The sequence below is a fragment of the Rhizobium esperanzae genome (assembly GCF_002204185.1).
GTDB lineage: Bacteria > Pseudomonadota > Alphaproteobacteria > Rhizobiales > Rhizobiaceae > Rhizobium > Rhizobium esperanzae.
In genome coordinates this window covers 76,347-96,200 of record NZ_MXPU01000014.1, presented here as the reverse complement: position 1 = coordinate 96,200, position 19,854 = coordinate 76,347, and the positions used below count along the sequence as shown (strand labels likewise).

Below are 19,854 nucleotides of genomic sequence, written 5' to 3'. Positions count from 1 at the left end.
CCCAAGTTGTCCAGCGACCTCCGCGCCGGCTTCATCCGTCGGCGCGGAGGACCTACGATAAGGAGCCAGAAGTTGGAATTCCACAAGATACAGCGTTTGCCTCCTTACGTCTTCGACCAGGTGAACCGTCTCAAGTCCAGCGCGCGCGCGGCCGGAGTCGACATCATCGATCTTGGAATGGGCAATCCCGATCTTCCCACGCCAAGCTGGGTTGTGGACAAGCTATGCGAAGCGGTGCAGCATCCGCGCACGCACCGCTATTCGGCTTCCAAGGGCATTATCGGGCTTCGCCGCGCCAAGGCTGCGTATTACGCCCGCCGGTTTAATGTGAAGCTTGATCCGGATACCCAGGTTGTTGCAACGCTCGGGTCCAAGGAGGGGTTTGCGAACATGGCGCAGGCCATAACCGCCCCCGGGGATGTCATTCTCTGTCCGAACCCTTCCTATCCGATTCATACGTTCGGATTTCTCATGGCAGGGGGCGTGATAAGGTCGGTACCGGTCGAGCCGGATGAGACCTTCTTCCAAGCTCTCGAAATGGCGGTGCGGCATTCGGTACCGAAGCCTCTGGCGCTCATCATAAGCTACCCGTCGAACCCCACCGCTCGCGTCGCGACGCTCGACTTCTATAAGGACGTCATCGCCTTCGCGAAGAAGCACGATCTCATCGTTCTGTCGGATATCGCCTACGCTGAAATCTATTTCGACGGTCCGCCGCCGCCGTCTGTTCTCGAAGTCCCCGGCGCGATCGACGTGGCCGTCGAGTTCTCCTCGATGTCGAAGACATTCTCTATGCCCGGTTGGCGCGTTGGGTTTGCGGTGGGCAACGAACGGCTCATCCGGGCGTTGACGCGCGTGAAATCGTACCTGGACTACGGAGCATTTACGCCAATCCAAGTCGCCGCCGCTCATGCCCTAAACTCGGACGGGGAGGACGCCGCGCGGGCCCGAGACATTTACAAGACGCGCAGAGATACACTGGTGAAGACCTTTGCCGATGCCGGTTTCGACGTTCCAGCTCCTGCGGCGACGATGTTCGCATGGGCTAAGATACCTCCGGATTTCCGACACCTTGGCTCGCTGGAGTTTTCGAAACTCGTGCTCGAGAAGGCACAGGTCGCGATTTCGCCTGGTATCGGTTTCGGCGAGATGGGTGACGAATTCGTACGGCTGGCTCTCGTGGAGAATGAAGACAGAATCCGGCAGGCTGCACGAAACCTGAAGCGGTGGCTTTCCGCGAGCGCGCGACCGCCACAACTCGATAAAGCAATGAAAGGATTTTGAAGATGCCGATCCTCGGATCTTGCCAATGTAAAGCGGTCCAGTACGAAGTGTCGGAACTGGACGGCCCGATGTGGAACTGCTTCTGCCAGACGTGCAGAAAGTCCCATGCGGCCGATCATAACACTGCCGCCAAGGTGAAGAGTGAGAACTTTAATCTGATTTCCGGCGATGACGTCCTTCACAGCTTTGAGTCGACGCCTGGAAAACTGAGGTGGTTCTGCTCACGGTGTGGTTCGCACGTTTATGCCGAACGGCCTGCCAACCCGGAGATGAAGGTGCTGCGGGCAGGCACTTTTGACACTGATCCTGGTTCAGTTCCTATGTCCAACGTCTGGCTGTCCCACGCCAGGCCGTGGCTTGCCCACGACCCCGCGAAGGAAAACTTCGAAGAATTCCCGTGATCCTTTCACGGTTGCGCACCCCTATGGGCTGATCGACAATGAGTGCGGTTTGCCCGGGCACCCCCGTGAAGGGGCTAAATCGAGTGGCACTTGCCGCGTTCGAAGCGTGGAGTTGGGCTGTGATGTATCCCCCAATTGAAACGGTCGCCTTCATCGGAGTGGGTGCGATGGTAATTCCCATGACCGGACACCTTCAACAGCGCTTTGGTCTTGGCTTGATAGCGAAGGCCGCCAGATCGCTTCCGATCTGGCGGACGAGTTCCGGTTGAGAACCACTGACCGGACGTCAGGTGCGTGGCAACGCGCTTTCGCAAATATCGGGGCGTCTAGCGACCATATCATCGTGATTTCATCGAAACCAACTCGACATCCCGACAAGGGCACGACGTCTCTATTGACAGATTAGCAGACAATCTGTCATTCTGCTGTTCGCCGGGTGAGTACTCGGAGCATTCAAAGACGGCAGTCACAATCCAGCAAGAGGCCGGGCATCGGATGCCCTGGCGCGATTTGCTGCTGCCTAAAGGGAGGATGGGCATGACGAATGACGTCGCCGTAAGCATGACGGCCGTTGCCAAATCGTTTGGCGAAACGAAGGCTTTGAAGAAATGCGATTTTGTCGCCAGGGCAGGAGAGGTGCACGCGATCGTTGGCGAGAATGGCAGCGGCAAGAGCACCATGGCGAAGATCATGTCCGGCGTTATCGCTGCCGATGGAGGATCTGTCCTAATCCTTGGCAAGTCCATCACCTCGCCAGTCGATGCCAAAGAGGTTGGTCTCGCTACGATCTTCCAGGAAGTCCTTGTCGCCGATGAGGCAAGTGTCCTCGACAACCTTTTCGTGGGAAGCGAGGACCTGTTCTCGCTTCGGAAATCCTCCAAGGAACGTGGAAGCGTTGCGCAAAGCCTTCTGGACCGCCTGGTCGGAAAGCATATCGATCTCAGGCAGAACGTCGGTGATCTTCCGCTCAGCATCAAGCAATGGATCGTTATCGCCCGCGCCGTCCTGAGGAAACCCAAGGTCTTGATCCTGGACGAGTCCTCGGCTGCACTCGATCTCGACGCGACCGTCCGGCTCCACGAAGAGATCGATCGGCTCCGGTCCGAGGGGTGCGCGGTAATCATCGTCACGCACCGCATCGCTGAGCTCGTCCGTATCGCCGACCGGGCGACAATACTGAGAGACGGTTTCACCGTCGGTGTCCTTGAGAAATCCGAGATCACCGAGGCGAACCTCCTCCGCATGATGACCCCTCAAGACCGCCAGATTTCCGCCGCCGCTTCAACGTCTGCAGCGGGCCTGTCGGGTGATCGCAAGGAGGTTCTTTCCGTGCATGGCGCGCGCCCCCAAGAGGCATCGCAACCCTTCGACTTCGTCCTTCCGCAGGGATCCATCGTGGGCGTTGCGGGTCTGGACGGCCAGGGCCAGGACGCGTTCGTGCGACTGGTCGCCAGGATTATGTCGCCGTTCGGAGGGGAGGTCCGGATCCTGGATCGGGAAAGCACCGGTCTCGTCAAAGTCAGCACGCTCGACGACGCCGCGAATAAGGGCATTGTGTACGTATCCGGAGACCGGAAGCGGGAAGGAATTTTCCCACAGCAGAGCATTTTCGAGAACCTCGCCATCGGTATCTACCAAAAGAACCTGGGGCCGTTCGGTGTCATCAGGCGTAAAAGGCTGAAGCAGACGTTTGCCCGGGAGGTCGAGCGGCTCCGCGTCAAGATCGGGCACCCGGACAACCGCATTACGTCCCTTTCCGGGGGTAACCAGCAGAAGGTCCTGATCGGTCGTGCCTTCGCCAATGATCCCAGAGTGATCGTTCTTAACGACCCTGCTCGAGGCGTGGACCTCAACACCAAACGCGACCTGTATCGCGAGCTTCGGCTGTTTGCCGAAGGTGGCGGCTCGGTAATCTACCTTTCAAGCGAGATCGAAGAGTTTCTCGGTTTCGCCGATCGCGTTGATGTCTTTCACAAAGGGAGCATCCATCGTTCCCTCGACGGCCCCGACATCAACGAAGAAACCATTCTCGCTGCAATGTTCGGCCGCTCGGTTGCCGACACCATGGAATTCTCCAAAGAGAGAAAGGCACACTGATGTCGCAACGTTTTGGATTTCATGCGCTCGACAGGTCGCTGACCGTACCGCTCGTTCTTTTCGGAGTGTTGCTCGTCGCCGCAGCCGTGCTCTCGCCGCGGCTGTTCACCGCAACCGGAATGGGCGGAGCAATCATCGTCGCAGCACCTTTGATCCTCACGACGCTGGCCCTGACACCGATCGTGATGGCAGGCCGCGGTTCGGTCGACCTTTCCGTTGGCCCGCTGATGGGTTTCGTGAACGTCACCCTGATCGGCTGGCTCTCAGCAAGGGGTTACACGTCTCCGCTCGCAGTGATTTGCTGGGTGGTGGCAGTCGGCGCACTGTATCAGTTGCTGCAGGCGCTCATCATCATCTACGTCCGGGTCGCCCCCATCATCGTCACGCTCTCCAGCTTCCTCGTCCTTTCAGGCTTGAACCTCATGGTCATGTCAAGGCCGGGCGGCGTTGCGCCGGACTGGATGATGACGTGGGGAGCAGGAACGACGATCTTATCTCCGGTGCTGATCATCGTCTTGGCGGCGTTGGCTCTTTGGGCCGTTATGCGCCGGACCACCTTTTACTCCCACCTTCGCATGACAGGCGCTGACGAACGGATGGCCTACACGAGCGGGGTGAAAGTCGACACCGTACGCATCTGCGCCCATCTCCTCGGCGGCGTCTTCGTCGGCCTTGCCGCGCTCAGCTATACGGCATTGATCTCTTCTGGCGATCCTACCCAGGGAAGCAGCTACACGCTCCAGGCGGTTACCGCCCTGGTGCTCGGTGGCGCAAACCTGGCTGGCGGGAGAGGAGGAGCTTTGGGGGCCACGCTTGGTGCGCTGAACATGTTCCTCATCTCGTACCTGCTTTCCGCCTTCAGCTTCGGAAGCGTGACGGGGTTCGTGACGCAAATGGCTTTCGGCCTGATCCTCGTGGCATCGCTCCTCGTCAACGTATTCATGACGGCCCGGCGCACGGCTTTCTAGAGAGGACTGGTAATGACTTCACTCACAACGGAACAGACGATGAGCCAAATCACAGGACGATCGGTAAAGCTTCAGCGCAGCATCGTAATTGGCTTTGGTCTGCTTGCCGCACTTCTCGTGTTGGGTACGATCCTTGTTCCGGGGTTTATCTCGCCCCGTAACGCGCGTTCGATATTGCTGCTTGCCGCTTTCCTGGGGCTTGCATCGTTGGGACAGACGCTATGTGCCATGGTTGGCGCGCTTGATCTCTCCATTCCATATGTCATCGGGGGAGCGAATATTCTCTTCCCAAGCCTGTTGGTCACCGGGATGCCTGCCTGGCTGGCCGTGATAGCGGTCGTTCTCCTGGGAGCAGCAATCGGGCTTGCGAACGGCTTTTTGAGCTTCAAGCTGCAGGGCCAGGCTCTCATCATGTCCCTTGGGGTCGGCTTCGCATTTGTCGGCGCGGTACAACTCTACACCTCCATCGGTTCCGACTACGGCGGAACGGTTTTCGCCCCCGTACCGGACTGGCTCCGGAATATCGCCGCGTTCAACGGGAAGACCTTCGGGCTGCCCCTGCCGCCAGTGGTACTGGTGTGGCTCCTCGTCACGCTCGTCACCATCTGGGCTCTGTATAACACATGGTTCGGCCGCTCCATCTACGCCGTCGGCGGCAGCAGGACTGCAGCGGCACGGCTTTGCATTTCCGAAACCAAGGTCTGGACCAGCATTCACGGTATCAGTGGGTCGATGTCGGCACTGACGGGCGTATTGCTGCTCGGGTTTTCCGGCGGCGGCTTCGTTGGCGTCGGAGATCCATACCTCTTCACCACCGTTGCGGCCGTTGTGATCGGCGGCACCTCGCTGCTCGGTGGCGCAGGCGGATACGGGGCAACCGTTCTCGGGGTACTCGTATTGACGATATTGACGTCTCTGCTGGTTGGGCTCGGCCTCAGCTTTGCCGCGCAACAGGCGATCGTGGGTCTGCTGATCGTGCCGATGGTGGCCGTCTATGCGCGTACCCCGCATATCCGCAACCAGATCTGATCGGAGGGCCGGCAAAATGAAGATTGTCGCGATAACCGGCAATGTCTCGCGCCCCTCCAAGACGCGGGCGCTCGGGGAATATGCACTCTCGAGCGCCCCTCCCGGCTACGCCCGATATCTGTTTGACCTGGTCGATGTGCTCCCGGTGTTAGGAACCACCCTGTGGCGTTCGGAGGCTCCTGCTGAACTTGCGAACGTTCTTGACGCAATCCAGTCTTCAGACGTCCTCGTTGTGGGGACACCGGTCTTCAAGTCCTCGATGACCGGTCTTCTCAAGCATCTTTTCGACCTCTTCGAAATGACAGCTCTGCAGGGGAAACCCGTTTCGATATTCGCAACGGGTAAGGCCGAGGCCCATGGCGAGCATGTCGAGGCTCACTTGCGTTCATTGATGGGCTTCTTCAAAGCCGAGATTCGCGGTGACTTCATCTATGCGATGGACAGCGACTTCCCGGATTCGGCACCGTCTGCGGAACTTCGGGAGCGGGTCGACCGCCAACTCGCACGCACTCTGGGCCATGTTTAGTTCAAGGAGAAGAACATGAATTTTGCTTCCATCGAGAGCGCGGTTAAAGCAATCGCCGCCGGAGAGATGATCATCGTCGTGGACGATGAAGACCGGGAAAACGAAGGCGACATCCTCGTTGCCGCGGACAAGGTGACGAATGATCATGTTGCTTTCATGATGCGTTATGCGCGCGGCCTGATCTGCGTGCCGATGAACGGGGACCGGTTGGACGAACTGGATATCCCGCTCATGGTGGAGCGCAACTCGGATTCCATGCAGACGGCGTTCACTGTCTCGGTGGACCTGATAGAAGGCGTATCAACCGGTATTTCCGCAGAAGACCGCGCCAAGACCATCAGGGCGCTTGCCGACGCATCGACGATGCCGGAGGACCTGTCCCGGCCAGGCCACATATTCCCCCTGCGGGCAAACCCGTCCGGTGTTCTCGGACGCCCCGGCCATACGGAAGCCGCGGTGGATTTCGCTCGGCTCGCCGGGCTCGAGCCAGCGGGTGTTATCTGCGAAATCGCCAACGACGACGGCACTATGGCGCGTCTTCCCGAACTCAGCGAATTCGCCGCGCGCCACAACCTTCTCATGGTGACCATCGAAGCCCTGATCGATTATTGCCGCGAGATCGATGAACGCGGCCCTCGTTTAGAGGACGCGGGCGCGGCGGCGGCGCTGTCGAATGTTTCGTATCTGGCAAGCAGACGTACTACATGCCCCCACCGGGAGAGCGGAACTACTGCGTTCGCAGTCTCTGATACAGCACAAGAAAAGCGCGTTTCGCAGGTGCCAACGGGGGGAACGGACCTTGGGTTCGCTGTGCGATGATTGGGCATGACAAACCGTGACCCGCTTTATCGCCCCCGCCGCTTTCCTGCTGAAATTATTGCGCACGCGGTGTGGCTTTCTTTCCGTTTTGCTTTTGCGCCTGCGGGTGATCGAGGCCATGCTGGCCGGTCCTGGGATCATTGTCTCGCACCAGACGATCCGCCTGTGGGCAGAGTAATTTGGTCATACCTTCGCCAACAACAAGCTTCGATCCTACCACGCTGTAAAACGAGAGTTCATGCCGGATGTAGCGCTTCGGCTCCACCCTGTTCCACACCCCACCCCATGACCTCACCACGAGCCATCGTCGCGAACTGGGAGTAGAAGCGATGAACCTATGGGCCCAAATTGCTCGCGCATTACTGACAAAATCGACCGGCGTCATGGGCTCGCCTCTTCGCCCTTAAGTCTAAGATTTCCGTCGAAGTGACGGCGAAGTGACCGGCTGCAACCCCTCAATTGCCCTGTTCGCCCGTCGATGGCGAAAGGCCGACCTCATGCTTGGAAACCGTTTCGGGAAGGAAGTGATGATGTGGAGAGTTGAGAGTGTCCCCTCCAAGATTGACCATTTCTCGCTCAAAGGCACTTGCAGCGAGGAACTCGCGGAAGCGCTTTCCAGGCTTTCCCCGCAATCTCCAGCGCATGTACAGGGCGACAAGACGATCGCCTACGATATACATGCGATTACCAATGGCCCGATTGCAGTTATTGCCGCGCATTACGAGGGCGACCTAACGGTCCAGCACCAGGGACCGGCGGAGGCAAACATTATCATGCTTCCACTATATGGGCGATCGGTCGTTACCGTGGACGGCAGACAAATCCTGTCAGAGGGAAGGCGTGGCGTTTTCGTGAACAGTATGTCGGCGAGTACAACCCAATTCATTGGGCCTAGGAAACATTTGGGTCTTAGGATCTCCCATGATGAGCTGACGCGCCGTTTAGCACGTCGGCTCAATACGCCAATAAGAGGCAGCCTCGATTTTTCGCCAGAAATAGACCTATCGGTCGGGTTCGGCTCCCTTTTGGTGCAACTGGTACCAGCGCTTTATGCTGGATTACGAGACGGAACCCTCCTTCAATCGCCGATAGCACTTAATCACCTCACCGAAACGACGATAGAGCTTTTGATCGAAGCTGCGCAGCATCGCTACTCACCTGAGTTATGCCGCGTTGCTGAACCACCCTTACCCAAGGCCGTTAAGCGGGCGGTCGACTATATGCGTGCCAATATTGCTCGGCCGCTATCTCTTGAGGAAATCGCAACGGCTTGTGGCGTGAGCCGACGCACTCTTCAGAGCGGTTTTCGCAACTTCCGAAATACGACCCCTCTGGCATTTCTGCAGCACCTACGGTTGGAATCAGTGCATCAGGAACTGATGACAGGCGAGCCTGGCATCTCGGTCAAGCAGGTCGCTCTGAAATGGGGCTTCATTCATAGAGGCAGATTTTCTGCGGACTATCGCAAGCGCTATGGAGTATATCCCTCTGAAACATTGCGTATATCAGAGGCGGATTGCGCCGACTGATCTACGATCAGTCAGCGCGCTCGACCGTCTTCGAGGCTTGATAGCAACAGAACTCTCCAGCAAACCGACTGGCTCGGCCCAAGATCTGTCTTGCAGATGATCCCCTGAACGCAACGATGTTCCGATCTGCGCAACGCAGTTTCAAATCAGTACAGGGGTTAATCATATGGTAAGTCTGCCGAGCTCATCTCATATGTAGCGGTCGATTTCACAATGTTCTTGACCGCGTCGCTAATGGAATCCGGTGTAATTTATAGTCCATGAGGAACGTATGTCCAGACTGCCGCTATCCCTACTTTTAATGATTTTGGCAATTATTCCGTTGACGGCGTTCGTACTCATCGGAGTATCAACATCACTGGGATATTACCACGAATATTCTATGTTCCGAAGCGCACAAACAACGCAGCAACTTGGGCGGGAAGGCGGATTCCTCGCCCAGGCTATAGCGGCGGAAGCGTTTGCAGGCGCCGACGTCCGTCGGGCAAAGCGAGCCGCATCGGACAGGGCTTTTACAGCGGTCTTTTCCGCTTACGACTCTTGGAAAAAGGCATTTGACGATCCGGCCATAGAACGGGCAGTGCAGATCATTCGTGAAAGGCGGGACAATATCGATAGCTTCCGCCGGCGCATCGATGACGGAACGGCGGGCGAGGCGGAGGGAGCCGTTGCCTTGCGCCCAGCTGCCGTTGCGGGTTTGGAGCTCGTCCGTCGCACTGGGGCGACTGTCAATAATTTGGATTTGGCACGCCAAATTACCGGTTTTCACGCGCTGATGCAGATCACGGAAGCTAGTTTGCTGGAGATCAGGCCCGGCCGAGCCTTCATCAAAAATTCAGCCATGTCCTTCGATCTATTTTCGTCCCTCTTACAATCAAAAAATCTAAAGCAGCTTTATGTGCCCACGATGCACGAATTTCTCCCTGCCGATCTCGTCAAATCTTATGACGACTTCGAGGCCAGCGCCGCAGGCAAGTTCATCGCGGGCGTTCGCGATCAGATGTATGCGAACCAGCCGGGCGTTTCCTTCCCCCCCGAGATGTTGGATCGATGGAATGAAATTACTCAACAACGGGCTGCTTTGTTGACCGAGCTCATAATGCGCACCGGCGACAAACTGGACGAGATGGCATTTCAGCGGTACGCCGATCTTCGCAATGCCTTTATCGGCTACACCGGCGCCACGCTTCTGATCATGTCTACGGTACTCGTTCTGTGCATTTCGGTCGTTCGGAGAATTTCAAATTCCATTCGGACTCTGACAAGCCGAATGAAGGCACTCGCAGAAGGCGATACGTCGGCGCCGGTACCCTTGACGATCCGACGCGACGAGATCGGGGACATGGCGCGTTGCCTTGAGTTTTTCCGCGGCTCGGCCATACAGAAAAATAACCTGGAGACATCCGCGGAAGCTGAGCGCATTCGTTCTGACCAAGAGAAGCGGGATATTCAGGTAAGGGCGGAAAAAGAAGCAGAAGAGCGCCTCGTCCGAGCGACGACGGCATTGGCAACCGGGTTGAAGCGGATGGCGGATGGAGACTTGATCTATGAGATTGAGGAGCCGCTAGCGCCACAGTTTGAAAGTTTGCGCAGGGATTTCAACGCTTCCATTCGTCAGCTCCGGGACGCGCTTGTTACCGTCGGTCATTCAGTCGAAACGGTCACGAATGGCAGCTCGGGCGTCTCGGCCGCATCTGAAAATCTTTCAAGACGCACGGAGCAGCAGGCAGCTTCGCTCGAGGAAACTGCAGCCGCGTTGGAGGAAATAACCGCCAACGTTGTATCGACGACAAAGAGGACGGCTGAGGCGCGCGGAGCCGTCCGACAGATGCGAGATCATGCGGAAATGTCCGGTCGCGTTGTGCGCAATGCTATCGGAGCCATGAACCGCATTGAAAGCTCCTCTAAACAGATTGCGCAGATCATTAGCGTCATCGACGCGATCGCCTTCCAAACGAACCTCCTGGCGCTGAACGCCGGCGTCGAAGCAGCGCGTGCTGGCGACGCGGGAAAAGGCTTTGCGGTTGTTGCCCAGGAGGTCAGGGAGCTTGCACAGCGCTCAGCGACAGCGGCGAAAGAAATCAAGGATCTCATCGGCAATTCAGCTCTGGCCGTCGACGAGGGCGTAAGGCTCGTGAGCGAAACCGGATCGGGCCTGAGAACGATTGAAGAGCTTGTGCAGGATGTAAATCTTCATATGGACGCAATCGCAACAGCCTCCCAGGAACAATCGTCGGGCCTGCGCGAGATCAACGGCGCGGTTAATCATATGGACCATGCCACTCAAGAAAATGCGAACATGGTCGCGGAGATGAATTCTGCAGGATCACACCTCGCCCAAGAGAGCCAAAGCCTCGCCGCGTTGTTGAGACATTTCCACTTCGAAGAAAAGAGCGCGGATTTCCAGCCACAGACGGTGACGGGCGAACTTGGAAAGATGTCCCCGGCCGGTCAGACAAGGGTCGACCGCGGAAACTATCCGATGCGCCGCGGTAACCTGGCGCTCGCGCCTTCGAACGATGATTGGCAAGCGTTCTAAATCGCATGGGCGGCGTCCCCGACGACAGTCAAATACGCATCTTTGATGATTCTAAATGAGAGCGATATCCCGGTGGGGTAGCGGCATGGTACTCCCGCCAAATGACTTGTGCGGTCCTAACAAAAAGCTGGCTTGACGCATGATGCTCAGCCACGTGACAAAGCAGGACAGGCACATGAAACACGTACGTCAATCGGCACGCACATCCCGCCCCGAACAGCCTGTGGAAGCCGAGATGGCGACTGATGCTCAAATCAACCAGGGGCGTGGCGCCTTCCGCAACGCGGTCAATGCCAGCCCTCCGCTTGCTACGGGCACGGCACCGCCATTTTCGGAAGCCTCCGTCGTCCGGCGCTCGCACGGTCACGACGCAGATGTCGCAAGTCTGAAGCAACCGTTTGAGAGGGCTTTTCGGGCGAATCCCCGGCATCCTGCGACAAACGTCGACTTGCCATTCAACGCCGAAGAGATGTCCAGTGCCGTCGTACTCGACGCGATCCCGTTACCCGTCTTCTTCAAAAACAGAGATGGGATACACCTTGGTTGCAACAGGGCCTTCGAAAGCTTCTCCGGCCGCTCAAAGGGAGATATTATCGGAAAAACCGTCTTCGATTTGGTACCCGCACCCATAGCCGAGACGTATGCAGCCTTGGACGAGGCGCTTTTTGCAAATGGCGGTGTTCAGCAATATGAAGCAAAGGCCACCGCCGAAGATGGTGGTGTCGTTGATCTTTTACTCAGCAAAACAGCGATCACTGATATCGCCGGTAACAGGATCGGCTTGGTTGGCGCGATGTTGGACATCACAGAGCGAAAACGTGCGGAGCATGATCTCAAAGAGGCTCTTGAATTCGCAGAGGGAATTATTGCCGCCATTCCTGACGTTCTGTTCGAGGTAGATGCCGACGGTCGCTACCTGCAGGTCTGGGCAAGGAATCAGGAGTTCCTGGCGCAGCGAGAAGAAGTGCTGCTCGGTAAGCTTGTCCGCGATGTGCTCCCTCCAGATCAGGCCGACATCGCTATGCTGGCTCTTGAAGAAGCCGATGAAACCGGCGCCTCCTACGGTCGTTGTGTCCGTATAGCCCTACCAAACGGCGAATCCCGTTGGTTTGAACTGTCAGTGGCAAAGCGACCAAGCAGTGACCACTCAACCATCACTTTTCTGGTGCTATCTCGCGATATTACCGAACGGAAGCACGCCGAGGGCACAACTATTGAAGCTCGGGCTCGCCTCCTAAGTGTCCTGCAGACCATTCCGGATATGGTATGGCTGAAAGACGTAACAGGCAAATATCTGTTGTGCAATCATGCCTTCGAAGGGTTGGTCGGCAAGGCAGAAGCGGAAATCGTTGGGAAAACGGACTATGATCTGTTTACGCCCGAACTCGCCCAGTTTTTTCGTGACAAGGATGAGGAGGCCATGCAAGCCGGCCGTATTCTCATCAATGAGGAACGGTTCACCGCTCACGAGGATGGTCGATCAACGCTTTTGGAAACACGTAAGGTTCCGGTATTCACGGGGGGAAAGCTGATGGGGATTCTCGGCGTCGCCCGCGATATCACCGAACTGGACACGTCCCGTAAGAAAATCCATCAGATGGCATTCTACGATTCTCTGACCGGCCTCCCTAACCGGACACTTTTCAATGAACGGCTACGCGAGATGATCAGGGACGCGGCTTCGGCGGGCCAGCGAGCCGGGGTGATGCTGATCGACATGGACCATTTCAAAGCGATCAATGACACTATGGGACATCCCGTCGGTGACGAGTTGCTGCGGCAGGTGGCGACACGCATGAAAGAGGGCGTCCGCGCCAGCGACACCGTGGCGAGACTCGGTGGCGATGAATTTGCAGTCTTGCTGCCGAATGTTCAGGACAATGACGATTTGGCTCAAATTGCCAGCAGAATGCTCGCCGCATTCGGCGAACGCTTCATGCTTTCCGACAGGGAGATCTTTGTATCCTGCAGCATCGGGATATCGGTATTCCCAAATGACGGCGACGCTCCCGACGATTTGGTGAAATATGCAGATTCTGCGATGTATTTAGCGAAGCGCTCGGGGCGTAGCAAGTTCCGCTTCTACTCAAGGGATCTCACGATTGGGGCTGAAAAGCGCCTGGCGCTAGAATCAGACCTACGCCTGGCTATGAAACGTGGGCAACTTGAACTCCATTATCAGCCAAAGGTCCTATTAGACAACGGAAAGGTGATCGGTTCAGAAGCACTGCTTCGATGGCATCATCCGAAGATGGGAATGATCCCTCCGGGAGAATTTATAGGTGTCGCCGAGGAAACCGGACTGATCATCGATCTCGGACGATGGGTGCTGCATGAGGCGTGTCGCACGGCTGCCATCATGAATGCAGATGGACTGCCCCCGCACAAGATCGCGATAAATTTGTCTCCTAAGCAGTTTCAATGCCCGCATCTGTCGCAAACGGTGGCGGACGTATTGCAGGAAACCGGTTGTCGTGCGGAGTGGATCGAGGTCGAAATAACTGAGAGTCTCCTGCTCCACAACTGCGAGGGCGTTTCGACGACACTCTCTCAATTGCATGCGAGCGGAATTTCCATAGCGATCGATGATTTCGGCACCGGCTACTCATCTCTGAGCTATTTGGCTAACTTTCCCATTGATACCCTCAAGATTGATCGGTCATTCATCAATCGATCAGACAAGCGAAGTAGAGAACTGGTGAAGGCAATTCTCTCGATCGCGCGCTGCCTAGGGCAAAATGTGGTCGCTGAGGGCGTGGAGACGGTCGATCAAGAAAAATTCTTGGTTGAAAGCGGCTGCGCTGTGGCACAAGGGTTCTACTATAGTAAGCCCGTCCCGAAGTCCGAACTTCTCGTCGCAAACGCACGCCCCGAGGCATCGAAACGTTAACGGACCTTGGGATTCGCTGTGCGATGATTGAGCATGACAGACCGTGACCACTTATCGCCGCCACAGCTTTCCTGCTGAATTGTTGCCCACGCAGTGTGGCTTTATCTCCGTTTCCCTTTTTGAGCCTTGGGATGGTCGAGGACATGCCGGCCGCTCGTGGAATCATTGTCTCGCACCAGACGATCCGCCTGCGGGCAGGTAAATTTGGTCGTACCTTCGCCAACGACATTCGCCGCCGCAGTTCCGGTCGGCTCGGCCACAAGTGGCATCTGGATGAGGCCGTTTCCGTGACAAGAAGCACTGGCTCTGGCGAACCCTAGATCAGGACGGATTTGTTCTGGATGTGCTCATACAAAGCCACCGCTATACCGGGCGGCCATGGGGGCCGCACATCAGCCTGCTGCTGATGCTTGTTTCCATTCCAATCGTGATTGTTGCCGTGGCGCTGCTGATTGTGCGCGTGAAGCATGCGCTCGAGGCCGAAGCATAAGCGTCACGGAATTTGATGTTCCGATGTGAGGGACGAGGGCGGACCGTCATTTTCACGCCAATGGGGGCGCAGGAAAGTGACCTTTATACAATGATTCTAGAGGCTTAGCGAAAATCAGGTAATCAACATTATGGAACAGGATCAGTGATAGCCCAGTAGAATATGCCCAGCATCCGGGGCGAGAGTGCCCAGGCCGGGCACATCGTCGTTCCTTCGGAACCGGATTGTTTCTAGAATTCCTGCTGACGCGACCAGCGGCATCCCCCATGTCGTCAACCCCGCCCCAGGCCGGGCGGGGTAGCGTTTCGCAGCCTATACAGCGTGCAAGATCAGTTTGTTGGCCTCCAAGAAAGCGGATCTGCTGGATTGTCGAAATATTTAGCGGCAGCGTCATCAGTCCACCAAGCTGCATCCTTCGGTTCGAGCCAGTCTTCACTATTGAGATCGCAATCGGCTGGCAAATCCGCTTTTACATCATCGATCGTGTAAGGAATTGCCGGTCGCAGAATGGACTGTATTTTCGGACCTTGGCCCTCCAGAGTGCGCATCATCACGTCCCATACGAAACGAGCCTCGGAGCGCGGCGGCCAGAAGTGAAAGCTCCTGCTTACAAATTCAGGATTCTTACGCCAGAAGCATGATGCCGAAGCCTCTCCGCCAAGCACGATCGGCACTATCTCGCGCCCGGACTGGCGGACGGCGTTGATCACACCAGACTCAGCTCCCGACTGAACAATAATACCGTCAATTCGGCCAGGGTTAGCGGCGAGAAATTTCTGCAATTCTGATTGTGCGACGCTGTCTGTCCATTTCCCGTCAACCTGTCCGACGACGTTGATCTCGGGATAGTACTCCAAGGCTTTTGTGGCGCCGACCTGGAAGCTGTCTGAGGAGGCGAAGCCAGTGATTCCGGACACAAGCAACACATTGCCGCTGCCTTCGATCTCTTCCGCCAACCACTTTGACGCCTCAAAACCGCCTTGCATGTTATTCTCTGTCGCATTGATTGCGAACGGCGACGTCACATAACCGGAGTATGAGATAACAGGCACGCCTTTCGAATAGGCGTACTCTATTGTCGGGTTGAGCGCTGTAAGGTTGGAGCAGCATATGATTATGGCGTCGACACCATCATCTACCATCTGCCGCATTTGGCTGATCTGGGCGTTATCATCGAGATTGGACTGTGTAACGACGAGCTCGGATACCAGCCCAGCCTTCTTAAAAGTCGGCAGAAGCTCATTTGTAAACTCATCAAGGACGTTCGCACGCCATGTGTTGTCAGCGTAGCTCGAGGCGTAACCAATTTTCCACGGTGGCGCTCGCTTTGCTCTGAAATTCCGAAATACAGATTCTCCCGTGGGCAACCGCGGGTCCAATAACTCGTAGGTCTTCCGCTCTTCCCGTGGCAGTTCACTAAGCCCACCAGCCTTCACCGTCAGCGGCATGGCCAGCGTTGCGGCGAGAAAAAATCCAATAATCAACTCACGTACGCACACGGATAGACACCTTTCAAAGTCTGAGCACTGGAAGATAGTTTCTTTGTCTTTAGGTTGACCCGGCCGTACTGAATCCTGCGCGACGGAGAGCGACAAAGAGCTACCAGGAGAGAGACCGGCGCATCGAACCAAAATCGTGCGCTCGGTTATGTGACCTTCATTCGATTGGATGGCCGCATGGCGCGCCATCGGAATGCTTCGAATCTAACTACGGCTGCCTTATGCAGCGAGACTTACCCGATGAGCCGGCCTATCATCTGTCAACTTGAACCCAGCAAGCCGTTCGCTGAGTTCGATAGTCTGATCAGAAAGCGTCTTCGTTGCAGCGTTTGTCTGCTCAGCCATGGCTGCATTCTGTTGCGTCCCCTGATCAAGAACATTGACGTTGTTATTGATCTCAGCCAGCGAACTCGCTTGTTCGCGGCTGGAACTCACAATCTGGTCGATGCGATCAGAAATCTGCACGATTGATGCCGCTATACTGTGCAGAGCCTCCCCGGTCCTGCCGACGTAATCCGAACCGACGGCCACCTCTGACGAAGATTCTGAAATCAACTGCCGGATCTCGAGCGCTGCGGCTGACGATCTTTGGGCAAGCTCGCGTACTTCTTGTGCAACGACCGCGAAGCCTTTTCCAGCATCGCCGGCACGAGCTGCTTCAACGCCGGCATTCAGCGCAAGCAAGTTCGTCTGGAATGCAATCGTATCGATCAATCCTATGATCTGACCGATCTTGTAAGATGCATCCTGAATTCGTGCCATGGCGCTTATAGCATCAGTTACAATGATGGCCGCGCCCTCTGCATGTTCCTTGACTGCAGAAACAAACGCTTGTGTCTCGCAGGCATTCTCCGAGGAGTTCCTCACCGTCGCAGTCACCTGCTCAACGGCTGCTGCGGTTTCTTCGAGAGAAGCAGCTTGTCGTTCAGTCCGTCGTGACAAATCATCAGAGGCTTTGAAAAGTTCGTCGGTTCCCCATTTGATTTGTTGGGTGTTTTCGTCGATATGGGACACGGTTTCCCTGAGGACGCACAGTGAGTGGTTGAAGTCACGCCGCAGTTGCTCGAGATTGGGATGGAAGTGGCGGTCGATGGTCTGCGAGATGTCTCCTCGCGCCAATCTAGAGAGTGCCTCCCCGAGTGTTTGTACAGCGCTGGACACTTCTTTCTCAAGCTGAGCACGTTCAAACTCACGATCCGTTCGCTCCTGATCAGCCGTTTTACGGTCGTCTTGCGCGCGGGCTTCAACCTCGAGCTTCGAGACCGCATTTCCGCGAAAAACTTCAAGGGCGCGAGCCATATCGCCAATTTCGTCTTTCCGCTGGCAGCCAACGATGTCTGATTGAAGATCACCGGTCGCTAGCCCCTGCATGCGCCTTGCGATCCGTTCGATTGGAGCGCGCAATGTCACCATCAGGCCGGCTCCGGCCAAGAGGGCGACCAAAACACCGGAGACGGTAGCAGCTGCGGACAATAGTCGGGCGAAATCACTTTCCCGGTGAGCGTCATGTTCCTGAGTCGACGCGAACGACACGAGATTTTTCCATATCGACTGGACGGTTTTATCCGCCTCTGCGTATTGCGCCTGCCGCCCTTCCGCGATCTTGACCAACTTCTCGGTATTCTGTTCGATGGCATCCCCCTGTAAGTAGAGGACCTCCTCCATTTTGGGGAAGTCTGGCAATGAACCGGCTACGCCTCCAACCGCTACGGTGTCACGAGTCAGTTTCGTAAGCTGCTCAATGAGTCGCTCCTGGTTTTCAGTGCTGGCCGCCCGCAACAGGTTGTTTATCTCAATCTCTATCGAATCGGCATCCTGGCCTACCGATGCCACTGCCGCAATGAGCGTCTCCGATTCCGCCAATGGCTTATCCAAGGCTCGAACTGCGTGGGTTCCCTCGATCATATGCTGTATGGCGTCATCTCGCAGTCGCGGGGCAAACGCACTAAGGTCGATCCCTAGGCTGTGAAGGAAAGCGCTATCCAGCCCGGAATTGGCGACGACGCTGGAGATTGCCTGTTCCAAGTTTGCGACTGCTTGTCCACCATCGCCCGTTGCAACGACGCGCTTGACGGTTTTCATCGCCTTTTTGATCATGAGCGCCTGTTGCTGTGCCTCGGGGGTTTGCATCGCGCTGGCCGGCAGATTCACCAAATTTTCCGACAACCGCTGCATAATTGCCGCCGTGTCGATTGAGCGGGTAGCCTCTCTGAGCATCGTTTTGCCAGAGTTTTCCTGGTTGCGGACCTGCGCACGGACTTTAACCGCGGCCAGCTTCAGGTCGGCCGCGACCTGCTTGATCTCGGTCAAGCTTGCGGCAACGTCACGACGAATGGACAGCTCATCGTTGTGCAGGGACCACATGCGGTCCATGCTGTCAGAAATCGCGGACATCGCGGACTCACTGCTTTCAAGAGCACGAGTGTCACTACCAACGTCAGTGGCGACTTCCTGAAGCGACAGCATCGTGGCGCCCTGCCCCCTTAGACTTGCCAGGGCCTCATCACGGTTCTCCGTAGAACTCTGCGCCAAAAACCGGTTCATGCTCTCAGAGACGTCCCGAAATCCGCTCAAAGTCTCGAGAACTTCGCTCGATAGCCGAAGGCGAGATTGCAGCAATCCGGTCGCCTGTAGGCTCACGACACCGACGGCCGCCAGGATCATGACCAGCGGCACCAGTACTAATAAGACTTTCGCTCTGATGCTGAAAGCGGATAGCAAGCGATCGACGAACATAAAACCTCCAGATGACTAAAGCGGGCACTGCCACCCATTTCTGGAGTTTTAGTTATTCGACCTAAACGAAGAGGAAGAAAGTTCGACTGCGGAAATGCAAAGTGCTTTACATCTTGTTAGGATTTCCACGTCGAATTGACGCTCAAACTATCAACCTTAACGACAGGTTAATGTCTTCTCGAATTATCGTCGGAAAGGACTATCGTCAGGTTTCAGGTCGATGTGCAGGACGTTCCCCGTGAGCTTTCCAGACAGTTCTGGATTTGCGAGGAATTGGACAGCTTGAACAAGTGTCCTAAGCGTCTCACTTTGAACGTAAGATGTAGAACGCGCATTTCTGGTATGAACAGCGTTTATCCGAAGCCCCGAGTCGAAATACTTCTTCGCCATCGCACTCGTCGTAGTTCGTAAGGCCGCTTGGAGCACAGCTTCGCGGTCGGCCTCTAGCAGCGACTTCTCGTCGAACCAGGCGATATTCACAACAGCGAGTTCCTCTCCCTGGAGGCGGGAGCCGAAAGCACTTGTCACCCTTATCAGGTTGGAGACGGCATCAAGCCCAAGATCCGTAGCGGAAAGCGGTTCGGCGCATTCACGGCGACGGAAGGCTATGTTCACCAGAATATCGACCCGGCTCCAGCGTAGGTAGACCTGATCGACCATTGAATTGACATACACGTCCCTATTCAAATTGACCTTAACCGGAAACAAATTCGTCCCCGAGACTGCGGTTAATGAACTGAAGTCTGAAGGGTCGAGGTCACCTACGGCGACACGGTAGCCAGTTTCGAGGAAAGACTGCGCAAGACAGAAACCGACCGGGTTTGACGCGCCCACCAACACGCATACTTTGCCTGCATGAGAGCCGGCATCGGTTTGTCCTCCTTCGATAAACCCTTCCGTCGGCGGTGTCCGGCAAGCGTTGTGAGTCTTAGATCCTGGTTTCACGCGGAAAACGGTCCATGTGTGAAACCGTGAGATCTAGCAACTCGTTCGTATCTCAACAGGGAGACCACCACACACTTATCTCCAAATTACGTTGTCTCCCGC

At 56.2% G+C, this 19,854-nt stretch carries 14 protein-coding genes and 2 pseudogenes; 13 read left to right on the top strand and 3 right to left on the bottom strand.

Annotated features, from left to right (window positions below; translation table 11 throughout):
* The first annotated feature begins 72 nt into the window (after positions 1–72).
* The 13 genes and pseudogenes from B5E41_RS20715 (at position 73) to B5E41_RS31810 (ending at position 14,572) form a co-directional block, all read left to right on the top strand.
* Positions 73–1,284 (top strand): LL-diaminopimelate aminotransferase, encoded by a 1,212-nt coding sequence (locus tag B5E41_RS20715; protein ID WP_088395858.1) that lies wholly within the window; start codon positions 73–75, stop codon positions 1,282–1,284.
* Between the two features lie 2 nt (positions 1,285–1,286).
* Entirely contained in the window at positions 1,287–1,685 is a 399-nt protein-coding gene (locus B5E41_RS20710) for a GFA family protein (protein ID WP_040140084.1), read from the top strand.
* 537 nt (positions 1,686–2,222) lie between these two features.
* On the top strand, positions 2,223–3,782 hold the full coding sequence (locus B5E41_RS20705; protein ID WP_064843758.1) for a sugar ABC transporter ATP-binding protein: 1,560 nt from the start codon (positions 2,223–2,225) through the stop codon (positions 3,780–3,782).
* The gene (locus B5E41_RS20700) at positions 3,782–4,750 is read left to right on the top strand and encodes an ABC transporter permease (protein WP_088395857.1); all 969 of its coding nucleotides are present in this window, start codon (positions 3,782–3,784) and stop codon (positions 4,748–4,750) included. Before B5E41_RS20705 ends, B5E41_RS20700 begins: the two co-directional genes overlap by 1 nt.
* Before the next feature lie 12 nt (positions 4,751–4,762).
* Positions 4,763–5,779 (top strand): ABC transporter permease, encoded by a 1,017-nt coding sequence (locus tag B5E41_RS20695; protein WP_088395856.1) that lies wholly within the window; start codon positions 4,763–4,765, stop codon positions 5,777–5,779.
* A 16-nt stretch (positions 5,780–5,795) separates the two neighbouring features.
* Entirely contained in the window at positions 5,796–6,305 is a 510-nt protein-coding gene (locus B5E41_RS20690) for an NADPH-dependent FMN reductase (protein ID WP_040140080.1), read from the top strand.
* Between the two features lie 15 nt (positions 6,306–6,320).
* Positions 6,321–7,124, top strand: a complete 804-nt coding sequence (gene ribB / locus B5E41_RS20685; RefSeq protein ID WP_088395855.1) for a 3,4-dihydroxy-2-butanone-4-phosphate synthase — start codon at positions 6,321–6,323, stop codon at positions 7,122–7,124.
* A gap of 6 nt (positions 7,125–7,130) precedes the next feature.
* Positions 7,131–7,293 (top strand): annotated as a pseudogene (locus B5E41_RS32685) (IS6 family transposase); the annotation flags it as partial.
* Between the two features lie 328 nt (positions 7,294–7,621).
* Positions 7,622–8,653, top strand: a complete 1,032-nt coding sequence (locus B5E41_RS20675; RefSeq protein WP_176439448.1) for an AraC family transcriptional regulator — start codon at positions 7,622–7,624, stop codon at positions 8,651–8,653.
* A gap of 271 nt (positions 8,654–8,924) precedes the next feature.
* The gene (locus tag B5E41_RS20670; RefSeq protein WP_088395854.1) at positions 8,925–11,192 is read left to right on the top strand and encodes a methyl-accepting chemotaxis protein; all 2,268 of its coding nucleotides are present in this window, start codon (positions 8,925–8,927) and stop codon (positions 11,190–11,192) included.
* 175 nt (positions 11,193–11,367) lie between these two features.
* Positions 11,368–14,082, top strand: a complete 2,715-nt coding sequence (locus B5E41_RS20665) for a sensor domain-containing protein (protein WP_088395907.1) — start codon at positions 11,368–11,370, stop codon at positions 14,080–14,082.
* Positions 14,083–14,125: 43 nt separating this feature from the next.
* Positions 14,126–14,446, top strand: a pseudogene (locus tag B5E41_RS20660) (IS6 family transposase); the annotation flags it as partial.
* Positions 14,426–14,572: a hypothetical protein gene (locus tag B5E41_RS31810; RefSeq protein ID WP_176439444.1), complete on the top strand. Its 147-nt coding sequence runs from the start codon at positions 14,426–14,428 to the stop codon at positions 14,570–14,572. The pseudogene B5E41_RS20660 and the gene B5E41_RS31810, both read left to right, overlap by 21 nt.
* A gap of 329 nt (positions 14,573–14,901) precedes the next feature.
* Here B5E41_RS31810 and B5E41_RS20655 read toward each other — a convergent pair whose 3' ends face one another.
* The 3 genes from B5E41_RS20655 to B5E41_RS20645 form a co-directional block, all read right to left on the bottom strand.
* Positions 14,902–16,020: an ABC transporter substrate-binding protein gene (locus B5E41_RS20655; RefSeq protein ID WP_088395906.1), complete on the bottom strand. Its 1,119-nt coding sequence runs from the start codon at positions 16,018–16,020 to the stop codon at positions 14,902–14,904.
* A 270-nt stretch (positions 16,021–16,290) separates the two neighbouring features.
* On the bottom strand, positions 16,291–18,807 hold the full coding sequence (locus B5E41_RS20650) for a methyl-accepting chemotaxis protein (RefSeq protein ID WP_088395853.1): 2,517 nt from the start codon (positions 18,805–18,807) through the stop codon (positions 16,291–16,293).
* A gap of 183 nt (positions 18,808–18,990) precedes the next feature.
* Entirely contained in the window at positions 18,991–19,647 is a 657-nt protein-coding gene (locus tag B5E41_RS20645) for an SDR family oxidoreductase (protein WP_183621733.1), read from the bottom strand.
* Positions 19,648–19,854 lie beyond the last annotated feature (207 nt).

What these genes read in the sequence shown, in the direction of transcription:
- B5E41_RS20695 (WP_088395856.1), top strand. Translation starts at nt 4,763, where the DNA reads ATGACTTCACTCACAACGGAACAGACGATGAGCCAAATCACAGGACGA.
- B5E41_RS20670 (WP_088395854.1), top strand. Translation starts at nt 8,925, where the DNA reads ATGTCCAGACTGCCGCTATCCCTACTTTTAATGATTTTGGCAATTATT.
- ribB (WP_088395855.1), top strand. Translation starts at nt 6,321, where the DNA reads ATGAATTTTGCTTCCATCGAGAGCGCGGTTAAAGCAATCGCCGCCGGA.
- B5E41_RS20690 (WP_040140080.1), top strand. Translation starts at nt 5,796, where the DNA reads ATGAAGATTGTCGCGATAACCGGCAATGTCTCGCGCCCCTCCAAGACG.
- B5E41_RS20665 (WP_088395907.1), top strand. Translation starts at nt 11,368, where the DNA reads ATGAAACACGTACGTCAATCGGCACGCACATCCCGCCCCGAACAGCCT.
- B5E41_RS20675 (WP_176439448.1), top strand. Translation starts at nt 7,622, where the DNA reads ATGCTTGGAAACCGTTTCGGGAAGGAAGTGATGATGTGGAGAGTTGAG.
- B5E41_RS20700 (WP_088395857.1), top strand. Translation starts at nt 3,782, where the DNA reads ATGTCGCAACGTTTTGGATTTCATGCGCTCGACAGGTCGCTGACCGTA.
- B5E41_RS20705 (WP_064843758.1), top strand. Translation starts at nt 2,223, where the DNA reads ATGACGAATGACGTCGCCGTAAGCATGACGGCCGTTGCCAAATCGTTT.
- B5E41_RS20655 (WP_088395906.1), bottom strand. Translation starts at nt 16,020, where the DNA reads ATGCCGCTGACGGTGAAGGCTGGTGGGCTTAGTGAACTGCCACGGGAA.
- B5E41_RS20650 (WP_088395853.1), bottom strand. Translation starts at nt 18,807, where the DNA reads ATGTTCGTCGATCGCTTGCTATCCGCTTTCAGCATCAGAGCGAAAGTC.
- B5E41_RS20710 (WP_040140084.1), top strand. Translation starts at nt 1,287, where the DNA reads ATGCCGATCCTCGGATCTTGCCAATGTAAAGCGGTCCAGTACGAAGTG.